This window comes from Nonlabens antarcticus (assembly GCF_015356755.1).
GTDB lineage: Bacteria > Bacteroidota > Bacteroidia > Flavobacteriales > Flavobacteriaceae > Nonlabens > Nonlabens antarcticus.
Genome location: NZ_JADFCO010000061.1, coordinates 46,029 through 63,892, shown reverse-complemented (window position 1 = coordinate 63,892; position 17,864 = coordinate 46,029). Strand labels below are relative to the sequence as shown.

Below are 17,864 nucleotides of genomic sequence, written 5' to 3'. Positions count from 1 at the left end.
ATAATTAGCTCGCTTTCGCGAAAGCGAGATTCAATTCCTACTCATAAAAAATCAATCCTTCACTGAGATCAGTGGTAAAACTGTTGGAAATATCTTTAAAATAAAAAATCCTCATCAAGGATGAGGATTTTTGTGATCGCAGCAGGATTCGAACCTGCGACCGCCTGCTTAGAAGGCAGGTGCTCTATCCAGCTGAGCTATGCGACCGTAAAATAGCTTCTTTCAAAGCGGTTGCAAATATAGAGCAATTTTAAAAAGCCAAAAGAGATTCTTTAATTATTATTCAAGTGCTTCACAACTTAATTCCGAACCTTCTGAGCATCTTCTTTTCGAACGCCCAAAAGAATTTGAATTGGCCGAAAAGCCATCCCATTAAAACAAGTAAAACTTGATAGAAAGGAAATAAGATTAGTATGCGTAAAGGCCAAAATATCCAGCCACTTGTAGTTTCCCTATGAAGTCCCAACCAACCTACTACAGGACCAGAAAGCCTTGCAGATGCAGATCCAGTGATTGCGAAAACTATAAAAATAGCGACCAGTTGCCAGCGATATTCAACTTGCCACCGCGGTTTCAACATGGTAAAAAGCCACATACAAAGTTTATAAAATAAAAACGCGCTAATTAGTGTAACCGCTAAAACAAAGACATATTCGTAAGTAACATCGTCAAAATTACTAGGTATTATCCTTGAGGCCACAAAAAAGCCGCAAGCAAGAAGTCCTATAATTCCTAAAAAAATATAAATGAGCTGCCAGTTTTTTGTAATCTCCCAGCGTTTTTTCAATTCCTGCATGCCACAAAAGTAATCTACAGACGTTGATTGTACCGCTCTTCAAAGAACTTAAAGTAATTGAATAATAAATACGTGACCTCATAACCATAGTCCACGCTCCTATCGTAATCAATTCTAAAGGGATACAAATCTGGGCCGTATCTTAAAGGATTATTTACTCTAATATTATATTCTGGAACTTTAAAATCATTACTCAAATCCATTGAGATAAGGGATCTATAACCTCTAGATGGTTGAGTAACAAGCCAGGAATTGAATCCAGGCTCGATGATGATGATCTCATATTCAAGACTGTCATTTGCAATGCGAATCGTATCTCCCTCATTTGAGGTTTGCTGATCAATAGGATTTGTTGATTTCACACTGCCACAACTTGCCACTAACAGCACAACAACTAAAACCAATAAGAAAGTCAGAGTATATCTCATATTATATTTATTTACCAAAAAGTCCACCTAACATACCGCCAAGTCCCTTTTTCTTGTTGTCTCCACCGGACATCATTCCTGCTACATCATCCATCATACTCCCATCACCGTCTGCATCAAGGATGGAGGTTAGAAAAGAAGAGTCTCCAGACCCAGATTGTCCCAGAACAGATCCCAAAAGGTCTCCTATTCCTCCTTGACTAACTTGGTTCTGTTGTTTTTGCTTCCCGATCAACCCCATGACTATAGGAGCTGCGATTTTAATGATTTGACCCACAGATTGCATGTCAACGCCGCTTGAGGCTGAAATCGCGCTCTCGACTTGTTTTTGTTTACCGCCTAAAACATGACCTAAAATGCCTACACCATCTTGTTCTAATTCTTCAGAACTGCCGGGTCCATCGCCAAATAGTCCACCCAGCATATCCATAATCCCACCATTGTGTTTAGGATCAGATAACGCGTTGTTTAATGATGCCGCTCCTTCTGGAGTTTTGGCATTGCGTTGCATCGCGCCTAAAATTAAGGGCATCGCCTGCGAAAGAACGTTTGCCGTCTTGTCTGGTGCAGTATTTGACTTTTGGGAAGCGCCATTAATCAGCGTTTGCCCCATGTCTGTTTGTAGTAGGTCTAAAATTGAAGCCATTATTTAATATTTTTTGAAGGTATAAGTTACAACATCCGGGAGATTTGGGTAAATTGTTAAGCAGATAAAATTTCATCAACAGAGTTCTATTGAAAAAGATAAAACTTTGCTCCTTATATGTGTGCCCTTAGGTTTTGAACATCAATGCGGTAAAAATCGCTTGACCACTCCATACAAAAATGTTCCCGCCAGCGCACCAAAGATCACGATCAAGATGGAACCATAACCAGCACCCGCCAAAACATACATAGGCCCTGGACAAGCACCCGCCAGCGCCCAGCCTAATCCAAAGATGATGCCGCCTATGAGGTACCGAGCAACACCCTTGGATTTTGGCTTTAGGCTCATCTCGCTCCCATCGGTAGTTTTAATATTCTTTCGTTTGATTATTTGAACGCCTATAACTCCTAAAGCAAGCGCAGATCCTATAATTCCATACATATGAAAACTCCCGAATTGGAACATTTCATAAATGCGAAACCAGGAAGCGGCCTCTGATTTAAACATTAAAATCCCAAAGAAAATTCCGATTACCAAATAAGTGATGTACTTCATAATTAAAAAATTAAAGGATAAATAAAGTGAACCATTACCAGTCCACCTATAAAGAATCCGACTACTGCGATAAGTGATGGCAACTGCAAATTGCTCAATCCAGAGATCGCGTGTCCAGAAGTACAACCGCCTGCATATCTAGCGCCGAAACCTACCAATAAGCCACCGATTAATAAAACTGCTATTATTAAAGGGTCTGATAACGCTTCCAATGAAAATAGCTCTGGTGGTAGATAATGCTCCCCAGCACTTTGAATGTTGTAATCATCCGCAAGTTGTTGTGCCACTTCAGGATTAATTTCTACGGTATTTTCACTCATAAAATTTGAGGCTATAAATCCACCGATAATAGCTCCTACAACGACCATCAAGTTCCAGCGTTCTGCCTTCCAATCAAACTTGAAAAAACCAGAGGCGTTTCCAGCTCCTATTGCAGCACAAGTGGTTCTCAAGGAGGATGACATCCCAAATTGCTTCCCCACTATTAGTAATAAAAACATGATCAACGCAATTAAAGGACCAGCCACATACCACTGCCACGGTTCATATATCCAATTCATAAGTTTAATTTTAAAGTGCAAAGATGCCGCTTTCGCGAAAGCGAAACAGTAACAATTGTTACCCTACTACTTATTAGCTACATATTGTTTGACAATAACATTTACCTATGCCTAGTTGAATATAATAGCTAATGATTTACATGAATTTTTGAGAAATTGTTTGGGAAGGTGATCTATTCAAATAGACCTGAGGAAAGATATCGATCGCCACGATCACAAATAATGCTCACTACAATCCCACTCTCCAACTCGCTAGCAAGTCTTAAAGCCGCAGTGGTACAGCCACCACTGCTCATTCCCGCTAGTATGCCTTCCTCTCGTGCTAGACGTTTTGTCATTGCTATGGATTCCTCCTGGCTTACTTCCATCACCCGGTCGACCTTAGAGGAGTCAAAAATAGCTGGTAAATACTCTTTAGGCCACTTGCGAATTCCCGGAATACTAGACCCGTCTGTGGGCTGTACACCTACAATTTGAATGACTTTATGTTGCTCTTTTAAATAGGTAGAGGTTCCCATGATTGTTCCCGTAGTTCCCATAGATGATACAAAATGAGTTACAGTTCCATTAGTATCTCTCCAGATTTCTGGACCTGTAGTTTTATAGTGAGCTTTCCAATTATCCTCATTGGAAAACTGGTTGAAAGAGAAGTATCCTTCCTTAGTAACTTTATCATCAGCATAATCCCGAGCTCCTTCAATACCATCAGGATGCAGTGTCACGGTAGCGCCATAAGCTCGCATCGTTTGGACACGTTCTTTTGTAGCAGATGCAGGCATGACCAACTCAATATTTAGTTTGTAAATACCAGCAATCATGGCGAGCGCTATCCCAGTATTGCCACTGGTAGCTTCAATAAGCTTTGAGCTTTTATCAATCGCACCTGACTCAAGCGCTGTTTTAATCATATTATAGGCAGCTCGATCCTTAACGCTGCCTCCAGGATTGTCTCCTTCCATTTTAAAATACAGACTCACATTTGGGTTTGTATTCAAAGCAATTGATTTTACTAAAGGTGTATTTCCTATTTGATCTAATAAAGTATTATTCATCCTGATTATTTGGATTTTTTATTATTTGAGTTTCTGGAGAATGTAACACTATTGAGTTATTTTCAACCGATGAGATAATCCATGCGTTACCACCTATCACACTGTTTTCCCCTATAATTGTGGTGCCACCCAAAATAGTTGCATTTGCATAAATGGTGACATTATCTCCAATAGTAGGATGTCTTTTACTGTTTTGGAGTCCTTTTTTTACAGTTAAAGCTCCTAAAGTTACACCTTGATAGATTCTAACGTTGTCGTGAATTTCTGCGGTTTCACCTATAACGATTCCAGTACCGTGATCAATAAAGAAAGAATTGCCTATACTCGCTCCTGGATGAATATCAATTCCCGTAAGCTGATGCGCATATTCCGTCATCAAACGCGGAATCAGTGGTAATTTTAATTTGAAAAACTCTCTAGCCATTCTATAGATTGCGATAGCAAAAAAACCAGGATAAGCTAGATAAATTTCTTCTAATGATCTAGCAGCCGGATCATTCTCAAAAATTGCCTGCGCATCCTTTTTAAGACTACAGAATAACTCTGGAATGACTTGGGTGAAATCTTCCCAAGTTTTGCAAGGTTTACCTACTATTTCTGGACAAGCAAGATTTCGAATAACTAGAAACAAATCTTCCAGCTCTATTAATGTCTTATCAGCTTCCGTCTCACTATCAAATAAAGCATTGTAAAGTAACTGGGTAAACCGCTGTGATTCTCGTTTCAAACGCATGGAAAATTTAATTTCCTGCTTTTGTTTGCTAATAGCTAATAATAATTCAGATGGATGCATCATTCGTATTTGTAAAGACGTAGGACAGTTATATTTGAGAAGCTTTGAAAAGTAATTTTTACCACTCTTTTATTCTGTATATAAACTAAGCTTGTGAATTCTGGTAAAGATATTGACTGGAACATTTTATAGCCTTAAACACAAGCCAATGTTAATCAATTCAAGGTATGGATAATATACCAATACAGATCAACTTCTGGATTTATCGAATTCATGACTTAAGTTTACAGGTTCTATGGATTCACTTACCCAAATAATATTAGGAGCTGCTGTTGGAGAAGCTGTTCTAGGAAGAAAAGTAGGTAACAAAGCAATGTTATATGGCGCGATCGCTGGCACTATTCCAGACTTAGACATCATTGCAAATTACTTAACAGACACGGTTACCGCTATTTCCATACATCGTGGTTTTACCCATTCGATTGTGTTTTCTGTGTTGTTTGCTCCCATTTTTGGATGGTTGGTTTCTAAATATGAACGTTACAGTGATTTCAAAGGTTGGTCGTGGCTATTTTTCTGGGCGTTTTTTACCCATCCTATTCTAGATTCATTTACAACATGGGGAACCCAATTGTTTTGGTCATTTGATTTGCGATTAGCTTTTAAAACTATTTTTGTCATTGATCCATTGTATACGGTGCCGTTTCTACTGTTTTTGATTTTAGCACTATGGCAAAAACGAACTGCTCGCAAAAGATTTTTTTATAATAAAATGGGATTGCTGGTAAGTTCTTGTTATCTCCTACTCACTATTTTTTTAAAATGGGGCGCTACTGCTCAGTTTGAGTCTGCATTAAAAACACAACATATTGAATATTTAAATATAGACACCAGACCAGCGCCACTAAATACGATTCTTTGGAATGCTAATGTAGAGACAGAAAATGCTTTTTTATTAGGCAGTTATTCCTTTTTTGATACACAACCTATCTCTTTTGAAAGCTATCCTAAAAATCACGAATTGCTGGGTGAATTAATTGAAAAAGAGCCCGTCCAGCGAATGATCGCGATTTCAGAAAAGTGGTACACCATTACCAAAAAGGATGACGGACTCTATTTTAACGACTTGCGTTTTGGTCTTTTAAGCACTGCGCCTGATGCTGAAAACTTTGTTTTTCAATATAAAATAGAGATGGATAATTCTGGAAAAGTGACATTTACCGAGGTGAAGAAAGATACCAGCGACGGAAAAAAATTAATGCTCGAATTATGGACGCGTATTAAAGGAAACTAGGTTAAAGCAAAGTTATTGGTTCGCAGAATACATTGCCTTATCTCCATTCTTACTATGTTTGCGACAATAGTGAAAGCACCAACTCAAATAGCGATTCTCCTGCTCTTTATTTTCTTAGCAAAACTCATTGCTATAGAAGGAAATGGACTAAATATGTTATTCAGCGGTTCTGAAATTAGCTTTGTCAAGTCACATTGTAAGAAGAGCTATTTCACTCAAGACTCCCAACAATCTGCAGATTTTTCCGATGCAGATCCAGTTAACTTTCAAATTATAACCTTTCAGAGCCTTTGTAACTCTGCGTTTCAGCTGGAAGTCTTCACATGGGATGCCTGTATTTATGAAACAGGTGTCGTTTACAATGAACACCACATTTCTAATTTGAGTTATCCTTATATAGATAACAGTTCTCCGCCTCCTCAAGGGGCGTAAATAAGATCTCTAGGAAATTCCTTACGGTTACTTATGTTCTGTTTAAAAACGGAAGCATATCAAACTACATACAAATCATTTTTCCTAGAGCAACTTTTGCTACTATCGAGACAATAATCTCATGATTTTACACAGGATTCTATCTAACATTCAACTTCAAAAATAGAGCACTAAAGACAATCCTCTTTTATCCCGATTACCATATTTACTCAAACAAAAACATTTCTAATGAACGATACTAAAAAAGATAACAACTCCAGAAAAACCTGGATTCAATACGGCATCATAGGCGCCATAGCGCTCACACTTTACATCACCGGACTACATACCGAAGTCATTGCGTTTGCCCAGCGCGGACTGCTTGCAACTGGCATCATGAACCCTGATGTAGAAGAGGTGGCGGTAAATAGAAACATGGAAGGCCGTGATTCAACGCAAGTATCTCCTGATCTTGTGAAAGCAGATTTTAATTTTGATTTAATCAACGAACAGGGGAAGATGATATCATTAGCAGATCTAAAAGGCAAAGTCATTTTTATAAATATGTGGGCAACATGGTGTCCTCCATGTATTGCCGAAATGCCCAGTATTGATAGGCTGCATGAGGAATTAGGAGATGAGGTAGCATTTGTGATGGTATCCCTTGACCAAGATTTTGAAAAGGCAAAAGCTTTCAATAAAAATAGAGGCTATAACCTACCTATTTATGCACCTGGGAATAACCCGCCAGCGATGTATCAATCGACGACCATTCCTACCACTTACGTTATTGGTGCTGATGGAAACCTAGCTTTGATTCACAAAGGAATGGCAGATTATAGTACATCAGATTTCAAGGAGTTCCTGATCAGTTTGAAATAATATTTTTTGAATTTTTGACTTCAATTGATCCATAAAAAAACCGCAATGGCGATAGCCATTGCGGTTTTTTGACCTTCACAGTTTTGAATTATTGAAACTGCTTCACATTATCGCTTAAGTCATAAATAGTTACATCCTTTAATACTGCCTGAAGAATACTGCTTCCAGCTGCACTGCGATACCCTCCAGCGCAATGAACAACAATAGGTTTATCGGTCGGGATCTTGCCTGCCGTTTTGCGCAAGTTATTCAATGGATGCGATAGCGCATTCTCAAAAAATTTACCTTGTTCTACTTCGCTCGTATTACGTATGTCCACAATCGTATAGTCCTCAAGATTGTTTTTAAAATCGATCAAATCTAAGTCTGGTGTTGACTGCAGATTTTCAGCAGATACTGTAATTGCCGCATTCAGTTGTTTTTCATAGCCTATTTTAGCAATACGTCGCAGGATATGATTCTTGTTTTTCTTTACATCAACCACAAGCGTATAGGATTCTTTAGGCTCAACAATAGATCCCAACCATGTTTCAAATTTCGCATTGTCAGATACGGCTTGAATATTTATACTTCCTTTCAAGTGTCCTTGTTTGAAGGACTTTTCATCCCTCATATCAATGATAAGTCCAGAAGCATTCTCATCTTCAGAGAAAGGAACTTTATCAATGGAGGGCTGCATGGCTGGCGCACCCTTTTTGTTCATATCAACATCAAATCCAAAGTAGGAAGGAATAAAAGGTTGTCCCTCAAGTAGTGTATCTATAAAAGACTCTTTGGACTGCTTTTGGAAGGCCCAGTTATTGGCGCGTTCATCGCCCAATGTACTGCTAGAAGCATCACTCAAGCTTTTTCCACAAAGAGATCCTGCGCCGTGAGCTGGATAAACAATGGAGTTATTAGGAAGATGTGTAAACTTATTAGAAACTGTTTCAAACATCATCTCTGCAAGCTCTTCACGTTTTCCCTTTATATTTCCAGCATTTTCTCTCAAGTCTGGTCTACCCACATCACCTATGAAAATGGTATCGCCTGTAAAAAGTGCGGTTTCTTCACCTTCACTAGCCATTATTGTGATACTATCCGGAGAATGTCCGGGAGTGTTGATCGCCGTTAAAGTAATGGCACCTAACGTAATACGATCACCATCATCAAATGATTTATGCGGATAATCAGCACCTAATATTTTACTATTATAAATCGTCGCATTGGTATGTTTGTGTATTTCTAAATGTGAGCTTACAAAATCTGCATGCGGGTGGGTTTCTATTATTGTAGTGATTTGAGCATTGTTCGCTTTCGCGAAAGCGTAATATTGCTCAGGATCACGTTCAGGGTCAATGATTGCCATTTTCCCGTTGCTCACAATGGCATAAGAATAGTGGGAAAGCGGTTTGTATTCAAATTGTTTGATCTTCATAAGTATTACTTTTTATAAATTTAAAGAAGTCTAAGCTGCTTAGTTGTAACTTTTGATACACAACTACAAAGTTTTACCGTGTCGCTTTTTAGAGCTACAAATTGAAAATTCTGTGATGTGTAAAATGGCGTGATATGATCTATGGTCAGATATTTAGTTCTGATAATTTGATCTTCAAAAATTTCCGATCATTTCTCTTAATTGAATTGCTTAATCTTTAGACCATTGCACTCCAATGGTTCTTTTATGAATTACGCCCCAATAATTAATCGTTCTGCCACCCAATTAGCAGTTAATAAGTGAAACTTAAGTTAGTTGATGAAAAATTACAACTAACGTATTCAGAATTGAAATTTTTTTATCTTGAAGGCCCGTTAACACTCATAATTAGCGGAGTTCAAACATCTCCGACAATCTTATAATAACTAAAGCGATAAGATTCAAATTGACATCCATTCAAACTAAAAATCATTGAAATCTGCAACATTTAAAAAACCTCTATAATTTAGTGCAAACACATAGATAGTAACTGCATTAAATGATTATTGCTTTATTAAAAATAGAAGCTATTTAAGAAGCATGAATTTACAATCGGTAATGGGAGTTACTCCGTGTTTTTGTTCTTTGGGCAAAATTAACATATCTCCCCTAGTTAAAACTGTTTCAGCTTCCCCTATAACTACTCTAGCACTTCCTTCCAGCATGATCATGGGTGCATCCATGGGAGCACTGTGCGGTTTCAAATCCTGTCCTTTTCTCATTGCAAAAAGGATGACTTTGTAATTGCTTTCAAAAACCGTCTGGGTTGAAATCTCATCTCCATAGGAAACTTTTAAAGCGAGGTCGTTTTCAGTTATAACTTCCTGACCAGAATCATCACAGCCAACCATTAGCATTATTAGAATTAAAAATATTGATAGTTTTTTCATGTTTCTACTGTTTTCTTTCAGGCCAGCCCATGTAGCCACCCTTGAGATCAAATATTTTTTTAAAACCCATAGTTTCTAATCTAGCAGCTGCTTTTTGACTGCGACTTCCTGATCTACAGTAAAGGTAAATAGGTTTATCCTTATCTAGTTTTCCGAATTCTGTTTTGAATTTTTCGATTTCAAAATAATCGATGTTTAATGCATTTTCTATAGCACCTTCTTTAAATTCTTCCAATGTTCTCACATCTACAAGCTGTACTTTATCCTCTTTAATTGCTTTTTTAAATGCTGTCACAGTTAAAGTTTTAATAGCATCTGATTGCTGTGCAGTGGCACCTAAGGCGAACCCGAAAAGTGCCATAAATAATATAATATTTTTCATCACTTTGATTTTAAAAGATTAATACATATTAAGGTACAACTAGCATTCCAAAGCTGAATTTAATTCCCTTAATCATAAAGAAAAGAGCCAAGTTTTAAAAGCTTCTAGCTTCATATACTTTAGCCGAAGAATAATATTTAGATCGATTTTTTAGCAAGGTAAAAATCAACTTTCTCTAGACTGTTATCTGCCATACGGTCATTCATTTCATCTAAGGTTTTTGGTGGCGGTACAATTACCTTATCTCCTTTTTTCCAATCTAACGGCATAGCAACACCATTCTCATCTGATATTTGTAGAGCTTCTAATGATCTTAAGATCTCGTCCATATTTCTTCCTACGTTCAATGGATAATACATGATCAATCTAATCTTCTTCTTAGGGTCGATGAAGAAAACAGCTCGCACGGCGGCAGTTTCACTTTCATTGGGTTGCAACATACCGTAAAGCTTTGACACTTTCATATCAATATCTGCAATAATGGGAAAGTCAAAATAGACTCCCGTCTTTTCCCTTACATTATTCACCCACGCAAGATGCGAGTGGATGCTATCAATACTAAGCCCTAGAAGCTCTGTATTCAATGCTGTAAACTCATCTTTCCGTATTGCAAACCCACTCATTTCTGTGGTACAGACTGGTGTGAAGTCTGCCGGATGCGAAAACAAGACTACCCATTTGTCTGGTGCAAAATCTGAAAACTGAATAGCTCCTTTTGTGGTTTTCGCTTTAAAATTAGGAGCATTATCACCTATCCTGGGCATCGAATGCCCGACATTTATTTCTGAATTTTCCATAATTGCTAAATTTGATTATTTACTAAAGTTAGGCACAATCAAGCAGTAAAATGGTAACAATTGTAACAGATAATCATTTTAAACCTGTTTATTTGAATTACAAATTATAAAACGATGAATACCAAACAAACCTATAATCTTCTAGGTAATGTAGACATATATCTTATAGATCAAATTTTGAAGGGCCGGTTTCAAGAAGGTGAATCTATACTGGATGCTGGTTGTGGAAATGGTCGTAACCTGAAATGGTTTTATCAAAATAACCACCCCATCGCTGGAATTGATATCAATGGAGAACGAATTGAAATAGCCAGAGCAAATTATCCAGAATTCAACTCAAAATTCACCATAGGATCCCTAGATAATCTAACTTATGATAATTCTCATTTTGATCATATCTTATGTAGTGCTGTTTTGCATTTCTCCAATAGTGAAAAGCATTTTCACACCATATTTTCAGAATTAATACGAGTGTTGAAAGGATCTGGAACACTCTTTTTACGTTCTGCATCCGACATAGGACTTGATAGTAATAATTCAATAGTTAAGGACAACCAAAGCGGAGAAGCTGGCGGATTATTAATGTCTAGAAGTTTAATTACAGAACTCTTGCAAATGTACCCTGTTGTTCTATTAGAGCCTGTGAAAACTACTAACGTTCAAGATTTAAGAGCGATGACAACCTTAGTCTTTCAAAAGCTATCATACTGATATCAGCGTTTAACACAACAACTGTCCTGCGAAACTTAAAATGAATCAATTGAATTTGTGCAAGTTTTTAAGTAATAGAGTCGGCTAGGTCAATGTAAACATTGTCTTATTTCAAAGTGGTAGAGTGCTTTAGATCAATCGATTAAAAAATCAATTTTAAGCTGCCAACACTCTATAAAGAATATATATACCCATAGCCAAAACAAACCATCCAAATGCTTTTTTCAATTTTTTGCCATCAATAAATTTGTTAAGCCATATACCTATGAAAATCCCAGCTACAGAAATTGCAGTAAAAGAAAGTAAAAAGGTCCAATCAATGTGATGCGTCTGTACATCCCCCAGAAAACCGATCAATGATTTAATAGCAATTATAAAAAGAGACGTGGCCACCGCTTTTTTCATGGGTAGTTTTGCAAGTAAAACCAGTGCTGGAATGATTAAAAAACCACCGCCCGCGCCCACTATTCCAGTAATCGTCCCAACAACTACACCTTCAATGATTATTAATGGATAATTATAGGAGATCACTGTATCCTCATCGGTTACTTTTTTTCTATCTCGTATCATTGTAACTGAGGCGAGAAGCATAATGATGGCGAAAAACAACATTATACCTAGATTTTTAGTTAAGACAAATTCGTTAACCTCAAATAAAACATCGGGTATTGCTGGAATTAAAAATGCTCTTGTAAAGTAAACGGCGATAAAGGCGGGAATGGCAAAAACGATTGCTGTCTTAAAATCAACCATTCCATTTCTCATGTTCTTAATCGCTCCTACCAGAGAGGTCGTACCAACAACAAACAAAGAATATGCAGTGGCTATAACTGGATTTAAAGCCAGAGCATAAACTAAAATGGGAACCGTTAGAATCGAACCACCACCACCTATAAGACCTAGAACAAGACCGATAAAGAATGCCCCAACATACCCTATAACTTCTACAGCTTCCATTACTATTTCAAATTTGAAACAAATATATCCAGTTGTGCAGCTATGTTGAGTGACCTATGTTACAGGACTTCAATAAAACTGCGATGCAACTTAACTTTACGGTTATTTTCCATCTTTTTGAGCAGGCGAGAAATGACGACACGGCTGGTATGAAGATCTGCAGCGATCTCCTTATGGGTTGTGTAAATGTGTTTACTATTAAAAATCTTTATTTTATTTTTCAAGTATAAGTCTAACCGCTCGTCCATATTATTAAATGCGATATTGTCAACACTCTCTAATAATTCCATCATACGCTCATGGTAACTAGAAAAAACGAAGTTGCGCCAGGTTTTATACTTACCAGACCATTCTTCCATCTTACCTATAGGGATCATCAGCAATTTCGTATCCGTTTCTGTTACTGCATGAATCTCACTTTTAGTATTTCCCAAACAACAAGTCATGGTCATGGCACAGGTATCCCCTTTTTCAAGATGATACAATAAAAGTTCATCCCCTTTAGAATCGGGTCTCATAATTTTGATGCTTCCAGATAAAAGCAACGGCATAGATTTTATAAATTGACCTGGATTTATGAGGTCCTTGCCTTCTGGAACCTCCATAAAAATAGCTACTTGATTTATTTCTTCTAGAAGCGCTGGTTCAAATTGCGAACCGTAATTTTCGTGGAGATCTTTGACCATTTATTCTTTATTTTTTTGTGATGACGTGTTAGGAAACACGATCCGTTTATTGATCAGGTATTATTGAAAAGTAAACGTAGAGTTAGTTCTAGAAATAAGTATGTAAAGTGAGATACATACAAGTATAAAGTTAGTAAAGATAAACTACTACTTAAAAGAGGTTAAGACTAGATGTTTACTACATCTTGTTCGAGACTATCAATTCAAAACCGTGATAAAATAATCCGAATGATTTCTTTAAAAATCGCTTATTTTAATCATGGCCTAAATTAAGGGGGTTCTCCTTATTATTTATATTCTATAATTTTGCAGAAGATTAAAGACTAAATTAATTACTCAATATGTGGATCGCTACTAATCTTGGAGTTTTCAACACCTCAAGAATCCCAAAAAAATATTCTCCTAAAGCTTCGCAGAAACAAAAACACCTTTGCTTTTTCTTATAAAAATATATTTTATTACAACTGAAATCAAACCATATATTTCACGACAAAAGTTTTTTTAGAATGCCTTTACAAATTAATTGGTTGGTTTTCTATTCCATGCTAACCTTGAATTCCAAAAATTAAAACCCATGCCTTACCGTGTTTTTGAAGAGTATAATATAGAAGTAACTAGCAATGTTCAGGAGAATTATAAAAGTGTAATTGAGAGTCTAGGAGAAGATGTTACCCGTGAGGGTTTAATAAAAACTCCAGAAAGAGCTGCTAAAGCCATGCAGTTTCTAACTAGTGGATATGATCAAGATCCCGCGGAAATTTTGAGAGGCGCGATGTTTGCTGAAGATTACCGCGACATGGTTATTATAAAAGACATAGAATTATATTCTCTTTGCGAGCATCATATGTTACCGTTCTTTGGAAAGGCACACATCGCTTACATTCCTGATGGACATATTGTAGGCCTCTCTAAAATCCCAAGAATTGTTGATGTTTTCTCAAGACGTTTACAAGTTCAAGAGCGACTTACTCATGACATTCTAGAATGCATTCACACGACACTCAAGCCGCAAGGAGTGGCTGTGGTAATTGAGGCAGCTCATATGTGTATGATGATGCGTGGTGTGCAAAAACAGAATAGCTACACAACGACCAGTGGCTTTAGAGGCCAGTTTGAAAAAGTAGAAACTCGCAGTGAGTTTCTTAACTTAATCTCTTCTAACCTTCATTAAAACCGGAATACTTTTTGAATAGTCTTTAAGGAAATTATTAAACAACACTATGTTTCAATCAAAATCCTCAAAGCTTTTCTTCAGCATTTTATTTGACCTTGTTGGAATGGTATCTTATGTAGTACCAATTATTGGGGAGTTTACAGATATTATATGGGCTCCTATTGCAGGTTATTTAATGACCCAAATTTATCCTGGGCGTACTGGAAAAACAGCAGGTATTTTGACTACCATTGAAGAACTAGTTCCCGGACTCGATATTATACCTACGTTTACTTTAACCTGGATCTATACTTACATTATCAGTAAAGAAAAAAAAGCTTCTAATAGCCCTCAAATTATTGAGGTAGAAGCTCTTTAAAATTACACCGCTAGATCTGCGTGCTTTGCCAGCAGCTTGCGTATTTTAGGGTCAATAATGATTTGACAGTATCCTTGTTCTCTATTGTTATTATAATAATTAATATGTTGCTCTTCTGCAGGGTAAAAACCTTGAGAAGGTGCAATTTCAGTTACTATAGGGTTTTCAAATTCACCAGATTTTCCTAATTCGCTGACATATTCCCGCGCAATTTTTTCCTGTTGATCGTTGAGATAAAATATTGCGCTGCGATAATGTGTTCCTATATCGTACCCTTGTTTATTTAGTGTTGTAGGATCGTGCGTGGCCATAAAAACCTGCAATAGATTGTGATAACTAACAACAGATTCATCAAAAGTTATTTTTATTGCTTCCGCATGTCCAGTTCTACCTTGCACCACTTCTCTATAAGGTGGATTTTTTATAGCACCGCCGCAAAATCCTGGTTCTACCTTACTTACTCCTTTAACGCGTTGAAAGACTGCTTCTGTACACCAGAAACATCCCCCAGCTAGTATTGCTTCCATAGCTTTTTTTACCAATTTACGACAGCATTCGCATTAAAGAAATTTCTTAACAACTCTTTATCGCTAGCCGTTCATAAAATATTATTTTTGCAAAATGGGTCAAATTTCGGGTAAGCAGTACTTCCTATTAATTTTATGGATTTTAATGGTTTCCGCTTTCGCGAAAGCGCAGTCTCAAAATGCCGATTCAACCGTCATAAAACGCAAACAATACAGCGCCACCAGGGTCACTTCTCAACCAAAAGTCGATGGTAAACCCTTTGAGGATTTTTGGAACAATATTCCTGCTGGAGGTAATTTTAAAATGATCGAGCCTACCAGCGGTCTCCCAGAACGAGAAACCCATAGGACAGAGTTCAAGATCGCTTACGATAATGATGCACTTTATGTCGCAGGATTTTTATATGATGATGATCCTTCTCAAATATTGCGTCAGTTCTCCCAGCGAGATGAGATATCTGCACAAGCAGATTTGTTTGGCTTTTTTGTAAACACCTACAATAATCAAATCAATCAAACCCGATTTTACGCAACTAGCGCAAACAGTTTAGGTGATGCCACAGCAGAAAATAGTCGAACTGACTTTAGCTTTAATGTTGTTTTTGAATCAGAAACCACCATAGGTGCCAATGGGTGGTTCATAGAAATGCGGATTCCTTACCGGACCTTAAGGTTTAATGAAGCACCGGTGCAGGACTGGAGTTTTCAGATATTTAGAAAAATCACACATTTAAACGAGGAATACTCCTTTAATTATATTGATCGCACACGAGGTTCCTCCTCGCAATATGACGCCCTATTGACTGGAATTGAGAATATCAATCCTCCGCTACGTTTAAATCTTTATCCTTTTGCACAGGCAAGTTATGATCAGTTTGATGGAAATAGCATCAACAACTTTTCTGCTGGAATGGATCTGAAATATGGTCTTAATGAAGCATTTACTCTGGATGCGACATTGATACCAGATTTTGGTCAGGTGGCATTTGATCAAGTTCGACTCAATCTGGGTCCATTTGAGCAAACATTTGGTGAGAACCGCGCTTTTTTTACAGAGGGAACAGATCTATTTAATAAAGGGGATATTTTCTTTTCAAGACGTATAGGGCAATCCCCCAGTGGCGCAGGAAATATTGCTCTATTTACAGATGAGAATATTGTCGATAATCCCGATGCTTCAAAATTACTGAACGCTGTTAAAGTGACGGGAAGAAATCGCCAAGGTTTAGGCATCGGTTTTCTAAATGCCATTTCTGGAAGAACGGAAGCGACAATTGAAAACAGTCTAACTGGGGACCGTCGCAACGCACTGACGGAGCCGTTAACTAATTATAACGTTCTCGTTCTAGATCAACAATACGGTACAAATTCTTCCATAGCCCTTGTCAATGCAAGCACACTGCGCAACGGTAGCTTTACAGATGCTAATGTTACCGCTCTAGTTTTAGATCACAACGATAAAAATCTAAGTAATAATTATCGTGCAGAGGTTAAAATGAGCAATCGTTTTACTGCTGATGGCGTGGATAGTGGTCTGAATACAGAAGCACGATGGCGCAGAACAAGCGGAAACTGGCGCCCCAGTTTATCTCATGTATATGTGAGTGAAAACTGGAATCCCAACGATCTGGGCAGGAACTTTAGAACAAATTTTCAGCAATTCGGTGGTGAAATGGAATATAATCAGTTCGTACCTACAGGGATTTTTAATAGTTATAATATTGAACTAGGTGCTAACCATAGAAGATCATTAGATCCAGACTTTCATATAAGAAGTACAGTAAGACTTAATGGCAGATTTAACACTCGAGAGCGAAATGGTTTTGGTATGGATTTCAATCTTGCGACCCGTGATTTGAATAGATTTGAATCTAGAATTGAAGATTTAAACGTGCGCTACAATGCAAATTTTTCCACAGGAGGATTTATTTCTACCGATTATCGTAAAAAGTTTGCGATAGATATAAGAGCTAATTACTTCTCCGCTTTTAACGATGATGAAAAAGGGTATGGTTACAATATTTCACCTCGTTACCGATTTTCAGATAAATTTTTATTGGTTTATCGATTTGAGTGGGATAAAAACGATCAACGCAATAGCTATGTGCGTCGCATAAACAATGGTGCTACTTCTATCTTAAGTAGGAGAGATACACACAGTGTTGAAAACAGAGTTTCAGGCACCTACAATTTCAACAATAAAGAGGCATTAAGTTTATCCTTTAGGAATTTCTGGTCTCGAGCGCGATTTAGTCGCAATTTTGGAGAATTACAGAACGATGGAACAACCAAACCCAGTAATTTTGAGCTAGCAGAAAATTCAAATCCTGATGCTAATTTTAATGTCTGGAATCTTGACCTTTCCTACCGCTGGAGATTTGCACCAGGTAGTGAAGCCACGCTATTGTACAGAAACAGCATTTTTAATGTAGACAGTCAGGGAAGCATAGATTACAGGAACAGTTTGACAAATTTATTTGAAGAACCGGTTAGGCATAATATTTCCTTGCGTATTTCCTATTTCATAGATGTGAACAATGCTAAAAACTGGTTCGGATAAAATTTAAGC

General features: G+C 37.4%; 21 protein-coding genes and 1 tRNA gene. 7 read left to right on the top strand and 15 right to left on the bottom strand.

The features are described 5' to 3' along the window. Positions 1-133 precede the first annotated feature (133 nt). From IQ282_RS02825 to epsC, 8 genes are all read right to left on the bottom strand, one after another. Positions 134-207 (bottom strand) — tRNA-Arg (locus IQ282_RS02825). An 85-nt stretch (positions 208-292) separates the two neighbouring features. Further along, positions 293-796 (bottom strand): DUF6787 family protein, encoded by a 504-nt coding sequence (locus IQ282_RS02820; RefSeq protein ID WP_194850391.1) that lies wholly within the window; start codon positions 794-796, stop codon positions 293-295. A 14-nt stretch (positions 797-810) separates the two neighbouring features. Further along, positions 811-1,224 (bottom strand): DUF6146 family protein, encoded by a 414-nt coding sequence (locus IQ282_RS02815; RefSeq protein ID WP_228547193.1) that lies wholly within the window; start codon positions 1,222-1,224, stop codon positions 811-813. A 7-nt stretch (positions 1,225-1,231) separates the two neighbouring features. Beyond that, positions 1,232-1,870, bottom strand: coding sequence for a DUF937 domain-containing protein (locus tag IQ282_RS02810; protein WP_194850390.1), 639 nt, complete (start codon positions 1,868-1,870; stop codon positions 1,232-1,234). Positions 1,871-2,011: 141 nt separating this feature from the next. Then, on the bottom strand, positions 2,012-2,425 hold the full coding sequence (locus IQ282_RS02805; RefSeq protein WP_194850389.1) for a DUF6691 family protein: 414 nt from the start codon (positions 2,423-2,425) through the stop codon (positions 2,012-2,014). Between the two features lie 2 nt (positions 2,426-2,427). Continuing rightward, a complete protein-coding gene (locus tag IQ282_RS02800) occupies positions 2,428-2,985 on the bottom strand; it encodes a YeeE/YedE family protein (RefSeq protein ID WP_194850388.1) in 558 nt (185 codons plus the stop codon). A gap of 173 nt (positions 2,986-3,158) precedes the next feature. Continuing rightward, on the bottom strand, positions 3,159-4,037 hold the full coding sequence (gene cysM / locus IQ282_RS02795; RefSeq protein WP_194850387.1) for a cysteine synthase CysM: 879 nt from the start codon (positions 4,035-4,037) through the stop codon (positions 3,159-3,161). Further along, positions 4,030-4,830, bottom strand: coding sequence for a serine O-acetyltransferase EpsC (epsC, locus tag IQ282_RS02790; RefSeq protein WP_194850386.1), 801 nt, complete (start codon positions 4,828-4,830; stop codon positions 4,030-4,032). The genes cysM and epsC overlap by 8 nt, the downstream gene beginning before the upstream one ends. A gap of 235 nt (positions 4,831-5,065) precedes the next feature. Between epsC and IQ282_RS02785 the strand changes: the two genes are divergently transcribed. The 3 genes from IQ282_RS02785 (at position 5,066) to IQ282_RS02775 (ending at position 7,357) form a co-directional block, all read left to right on the top strand. Beyond that, on the top strand, positions 5,066-6,064 hold the full coding sequence (locus tag IQ282_RS02785; protein WP_194850385.1) for a metal-dependent hydrolase: 999 nt from the start codon (positions 5,066-5,068) through the stop codon (positions 6,062-6,064). A 54-nt stretch (positions 6,065-6,118) separates the two neighbouring features. Continuing rightward, positions 6,119-6,496 carry a hypothetical protein gene (locus IQ282_RS02780; RefSeq protein ID WP_194850384.1) on the top strand — a complete coding sequence of 126 codons (378 nt, stop codon included), beginning with the start codon at positions 6,119-6,121 and terminating at the stop codon, positions 6,494-6,496. Positions 6,497-6,724: 228 nt separating this feature from the next. Continuing rightward, positions 6,725-7,357 (top strand): TlpA family protein disulfide reductase, encoded by a 633-nt coding sequence (locus IQ282_RS02775; RefSeq protein ID WP_194850383.1) that lies wholly within the window; start codon positions 6,725-6,727, stop codon positions 7,355-7,357. A gap of 88 nt (positions 7,358-7,445) precedes the next feature. Here the strand turns inward: IQ282_RS02775 and IQ282_RS02770 are convergent, their stop codons facing one another. From IQ282_RS02770 to IQ282_RS02755, 4 genes are all read right to left on the bottom strand, one after another. Next, on the bottom strand, positions 7,446-8,774 hold the full coding sequence (locus tag IQ282_RS02770; protein WP_194850382.1) for an MBL fold metallo-hydrolase: 1,329 nt from the start codon (positions 8,772-8,774) through the stop codon (positions 7,446-7,448). A 566-nt stretch (positions 8,775-9,340) separates the two neighbouring features. Then, positions 9,341-9,703, bottom strand: a complete 363-nt coding sequence (locus IQ282_RS02765; RefSeq protein WP_194850381.1) for a cupin domain-containing protein — start codon at positions 9,701-9,703, stop codon at positions 9,341-9,343. Between the two features lie 4 nt (positions 9,704-9,707). Further along, positions 9,708-10,085: a rhodanese-like domain-containing protein gene (locus tag IQ282_RS02760; RefSeq protein WP_228547192.1), complete on the bottom strand. Its 378-nt coding sequence runs from the start codon at positions 10,083-10,085 to the stop codon at positions 9,708-9,710. Between the two features lie 137 nt (positions 10,086-10,222). Further along, positions 10,223-10,882 carry a peroxiredoxin gene (locus IQ282_RS02755; RefSeq protein WP_194850380.1) on the bottom strand — a complete coding sequence of 220 codons (660 nt, stop codon included), beginning with the start codon at positions 10,880-10,882 and terminating at the stop codon, positions 10,223-10,225. Between the two features lie 114 nt (positions 10,883-10,996). On the opposite strand from IQ282_RS02755, the gene IQ282_RS02750 reads away from it, so the two are divergent. Then, entirely contained in the window at positions 10,997-11,593 is a 597-nt protein-coding gene (locus IQ282_RS02750; protein ID WP_194850379.1) for a class I SAM-dependent methyltransferase, read from the top strand. Positions 11,594-11,749: 156 nt separating this feature from the next. Here the strand turns inward: IQ282_RS02750 and IQ282_RS02745 are convergent, their stop codons facing one another. Next, positions 11,750-12,550: a sulfite exporter TauE/SafE family protein gene (locus IQ282_RS02745; protein ID WP_194850378.1), complete on the bottom strand. Its 801-nt coding sequence runs from the start codon at positions 12,548-12,550 to the stop codon at positions 11,750-11,752. A gap of 59 nt (positions 12,551-12,609) precedes the next feature. Then, a complete protein-coding gene (locus tag IQ282_RS02740) occupies positions 12,610-13,236 on the bottom strand; it encodes a Crp/Fnr family transcriptional regulator (RefSeq protein WP_194850377.1) in 627 nt (208 codons plus the stop codon). A gap of 574 nt (positions 13,237-13,810) precedes the next feature. On the opposite strand from IQ282_RS02740, the gene folE reads away from it, so the two are divergent. Next, positions 13,811-14,407, top strand: coding sequence for a GTP cyclohydrolase I FolE (folE, locus tag IQ282_RS02735; RefSeq protein WP_194850376.1), 597 nt, complete (start codon positions 13,811-13,813; stop codon positions 14,405-14,407). A 49-nt stretch (positions 14,408-14,456) separates the two neighbouring features. Beyond that, positions 14,457-14,768, top strand: coding sequence for a hypothetical protein (locus IQ282_RS02730; RefSeq protein ID WP_194850375.1), 312 nt, complete (start codon positions 14,457-14,459; stop codon positions 14,766-14,768). A 2-nt stretch (positions 14,769-14,770) separates the two neighbouring features. On the opposite strand, the gene msrA is transcribed toward IQ282_RS02730, so the two are convergent. Beyond that, positions 14,771-15,295 carry a peptide-methionine (S)-S-oxide reductase MsrA gene (gene msrA / locus IQ282_RS02725; RefSeq protein ID WP_194850374.1) on the bottom strand — a complete coding sequence of 175 codons (525 nt, stop codon included), beginning with the start codon at positions 15,293-15,295 and terminating at the stop codon, positions 14,771-14,773. Between the two features lie 94 nt (positions 15,296-15,389). Here msrA and IQ282_RS02720 point away from each other — a divergent pair, with 94 nt between their 5' ends. Next, the gene (locus tag IQ282_RS02720) at positions 15,390-17,855 is read left to right on the top strand and encodes a DUF5916 domain-containing protein (RefSeq protein WP_194850373.1); all 2,466 of its coding nucleotides are present in this window, start codon (positions 15,390-15,392) and stop codon (positions 17,853-17,855) included. The last annotated feature ends 9 nt before the right edge of the window (positions 17,856-17,864 follow it).